The organism is Mesorhizobium sp. M1E.F.Ca.ET.041.01.1.1 (assembly GCF_003997355.1).
Lineage (GTDB): Bacteria > Pseudomonadota > Alphaproteobacteria > Rhizobiales > Rhizobiaceae > Mesorhizobium.
Genome location: NZ_RZSL01000585.1, coordinates 1 through 3,647 on the forward strand (window position 1 = coordinate 1; position 3,647 = coordinate 3,647).

Sequence of the window (3,647 nt, forward strand, 5' to 3'; positions counted from 1 at the left end):
CGGTGAAGCCGCGCAGCGATGGTTCTTGGGACGTCGCCTCGGATTTCTCGCAAAGCATGTCTTTCGAATTCAACGGACCGGAAGGTCCGCAAAGCATGCAACTCGCGGTCAAGGACGGCAAGGGCACCGCAGTCTACGATCCGAACCTCGCCGCCTTCACCAGCGGCGCCAGCTCGATGGCCGGCATGACCATGACATCGCGGGAAGCCAAGCAGCAGGCGGACGTCACCACCGGCGCCGGCACCGCGACCATCGCCGCCACCAAGTCGGCCAATGGCGGTGTCGACTTCACCGCGACGCAAAAAGTCTCGAGCTTCGTCGAGACGATCAAGGTCGACGATCCCGACAGCGGAATGAATTTTCCGTTGACGCTGAAAGCGCCGGAATTGTCGGTGGACGCGAAGGGCAAGGGCGTGCGGACGAAGCCGCTGCTCGACCTGCTTGCCTTTGCCGTGGCCAATGAGGACGAAGCCAAGCTCAAGGCCAACCAGGCGGAGCTCAAGACGCTTTTGCAGGCCGCGCTGCCCGTCTGGGAAAGGATCGACGGCAACTACGGCTTCAAGGATTTCGAGGTGGAGAGCCCTGTCGGCAAGTTCGGAGCGACGCAGTTCAGCGCCGCGTTCGGCATGGACGGCGTCTCCCAGAACGGCAAAGTCGACTACGCGATCAAGGCTTCCGGCCTGACGATCCCGCGGCAGACGCTGCCCGGCTGGAGCGTCGCTCTGCTCCCGACGGATGTCGAGCTGAACTTCGGCGGCGCCAATATCGATCTCGACACCATGGCGAAGAAAGCGATCGAAGCCTTTGATCTCAATAAGAATCCGCCGCTGTCGGATGAGTTCGGCGACGCTCTGGTCGCCGATTTCCTGGCCAAGACACCCAAGTTCGTCCTTGGCCACAGCACGGTGAAGAACGGCGATATCGAGGTCGCGATGGAAGGCGAGATGACGTTTCCGGGCAAGAAGCCGGATGCGACAATGATCGTCGATGTCGCGGGCTACGACAAGATCGTGCAGGTCCTGCAAGAGGGGGCCAAGAGCGACGAGCAACTGGCACAGGCGTTCCCCTTCGCGCTCGCCGTCAAAGGTTTTGGCAAGACGCTGCCCGATGGCCGGCTGGAATGGGTCATCAATGCCAAGGCCGACGGTTCTGTCACGGTCAATGGCGCCATGCTGAAGCCGGCCGATGCCGTTCAGGACGACGGCGCCGGCCAGGATGACGGCTCGGGCCAGGACGACGGCTCGGATCAAGAGGACGGCTCGGGCCAGGACGGCAATGGCGGCGCCGGAGCGAAGCTGCAGCCTTAGCGGCCTGGTATCGCCTTAGAGGCCGAGAGCGCCCGCGATCTTCGGGGCCGCGTCGCGCCAGCTCTCGACAGAGATGATGTCGTCCGGAGTCGGCGGCAGGAAGGCGCGCAGCGAATTGTCAGCCATCAGGTGAAAAAGGTGCGCGTCGGCGACTGAGTCGCGCGCCGACATCAGATTGGAAGGCTGGTCGTCGACAAAGCCGACGGGCCTGCCCTTGGCGCCGCGCAGCTTGGCGATGGCCGGCCCTTTCGCCATTTCCGTGGTCAGCAGCGGGTAGTTCAGGCCGAGTGCGTCGAGATGCGCCCTGCGCGCGGCGCGATGCCTGTGCGGCATGGCGGTCAGCAGGACGATCTCGGCGCGGTGCCCGAGCATCGCCAGCGCCTCCGAGGCGCCGTCGGTGATGCTTTGCCAATCGGCCTGCGCGTCGAAGAAATCGCCGAGAAGGGCCGTGACCTCGGCCTGCTCGATCAGCCGGCCGGATGCCGTCTCGGCGATGTTGCCGGTGAGGCGGAAGGAGGCGAGCGTCAACTGGAAGCCGCGCGTTTTCAGGAAATGCGGAAAGGGCCGGACGAATTCGAGCACGACGTCGTCGACGTCCAGCACCAGAAGCGGCCGGTCGTCGGCGGCAAGCTCCTCGATCTGACGCGCGGTCTCGGGATCGTCGCTCACGTCGAGCGCTCGTGATCGTCATTGCCGAGCGGCAGCGCGCGCAAAGCCTTGCCGACGGCGGCCGGCGGCGTGCCGGTCTCCTCGGCAAAGCGCAGAAGCGTCGGCTCATGGGCGAGGATGAACTGCAGCACGCCGGCGAGGAAGCCCGGCTCCTGCGCCGCCTTGCGGATCGAGTGCGCCTCGATACCGGTTATCGCCAGGAAGCGGGGCAGAAGCTCCGGGTCGCCGGCGACGAAGCCAAGCGCCCTGACAGCAAGGGTTTCCGCCTCCTCGCGCATTGACGCTGCGTTCGCCATCATTACCTTCTGCTGGTGTGGATGTGAGTCTTTCCTCCGCAGTAATGGCAAGCGTCGCTTGCGGCAAGTCTCAGCCGCTTCAGCCCTGCACCCGCGGATGGAATCCTGACGCTTTTCCAACGTCCGGTTTCCGTTTCGTCAATGATATTGGCGTAGAGTGAAAAAGGGTTGGGTGCGATCCGGAAGGGACGCATAACGACGGTCTTCGGCTCCGGAGGCAGTCGGGACGGGAAATTGATGGCTAAGAAGGTCATGATCGTCGAGGACAATGAGCTCAACATGAAGCTCTTTCGGGACCTCATCGAAGCCAGCGGTTACGAGACGGTTCGCACGCGCAACGGCCTGGAAGCACTGGACCTGGCGCGCCAGCACCGGCCGGACCTGATCCTGATGGACATCCAACTGCCCGAGGTTTCAGGCCTGGAAGTGACCAAATGGCTGAAGGAAGACGACGAATTGCATTCGATCCCGGTCATCGCCGTCACCGCCTTCGCGATGAAGGGCGATGAGGAGCGCATCCGCCAGGGCGGTTGCGAGGCCTATATTTCCAAGCCGATCTCGGTGCCGCGCTTCATCGAGACGATCAAATCCTATCTGGGCGATGCCTGATGCCGAGCCGGAGCCTCTGAGATGACCGCGCGGATCCTCGTCGTCGATGACATCCCCGCCAATGTGCGGCTGCTGGAGGTCCGGCTGCTCGCCGAATATTTCGAGGTGCTGACGGCCGGCAACGGCCCCGACGCGATCGAGACCTGCGAGAACGGCAAGGTCGACGTGGTGCTGCTCGACGTGATGATGCCGGGCATGGACGGGTTCGAGGTCTGCAAACGGCTGAAGAGCGATCCGGCGACCTCGCATATTCCGGTCGTCATGATCACCGCGCTCGACCAGGTGTCGGACCGGGTGCGCGGCCTCGAGGCCGGCGCCGACGATTTCCTCACCAAGCCGGTCAATGATCTGCAGCTGATGACCCGGGTGAAGAGCCTGGTCCGGCTGAAGTCGCTGACCGACGAGTTGCGGCTGCGCGCCTCGACCACGCGCAATATCGGCATCGAGGAGCTTTTGAGCCGCAACTTCGCGACCGAAGACACCAAGCCCAAGGTGCTTCTGATCGACGAGCGCAAGTCGTCGATCGAGCGCATTCAGAAGATGCTGCGCGGCAGCGCCGAACTCGACGTCGCTACCGATCCGAATGCCGGCTTCTTCCAGGCCGCCGAGGCATCCTATGAATGCGTGCTGATCTCGACGGCCTTCGCCGATTTCGATGCGCTCAGGCTCTGCTCGCAACTGCGCTCGCTCGACCGCACCCGCTTCCTGCCGATCATGCTCCTGGCCGATGAGGGCGAGGAGAGACGCATCATCCGCGGCCTCGAAC

General features: G+C 63.7%; 5 protein-coding genes. 3 read left to right on the forward strand and 2 right to left on the reverse strand.

Annotation, left to right across the window (positions count from 1 at the left end; all coding sequences use genetic code 11):
- A partial coding sequence (locus EOA38_RS30670; RefSeq protein WP_127300991.1) for a hypothetical protein occupies window positions 1-1,307 on the forward strand: 1,307 nt, incomplete at its 5' end.
- 15 nt (window positions 1,308-1,322) lie between these two features.
- Here EOA38_RS30670 and EOA38_RS30675 read toward each other — a convergent pair.
- Complete coding sequence (locus EOA38_RS30675) at window positions 1,323-1,976, reverse strand: hypothetical protein (RefSeq protein WP_127300992.1); 654 nt, start codon at window positions 1,974-1,976, stop codon at window positions 1,323-1,325.
- Window positions 1,973-2,272, reverse strand: a complete 300-nt coding sequence (locus EOA38_RS30680; protein WP_126093490.1) for a DUF3572 domain-containing protein — start codon at window positions 2,270-2,272, stop codon at window positions 1,973-1,975. The genes EOA38_RS30675 and EOA38_RS30680 overlap by 4 nt, the downstream gene beginning before the upstream one ends.
- Before the next feature lie 237 nt (window positions 2,273-2,509).
- On the opposite strand from EOA38_RS30680, the gene EOA38_RS30685 reads away from it, so the two are divergent.
- Together EOA38_RS30685 and EOA38_RS30690 are read left to right on the forward strand one after the other, a co-directional pair.
- Complete coding sequence (locus EOA38_RS30685; RefSeq protein WP_027166515.1) at window positions 2,510-2,881, forward strand: response regulator; 372 nt, start codon at window positions 2,510-2,512, stop codon at window positions 2,879-2,881.
- A 21-nt stretch (window positions 2,882-2,902) separates the two neighbouring features.
- On the forward strand, window positions 2,903-3,647 hold a 745-nt coding region (locus EOA38_RS30690), incomplete at its 3' end, for a response regulator (protein ID WP_127300993.1).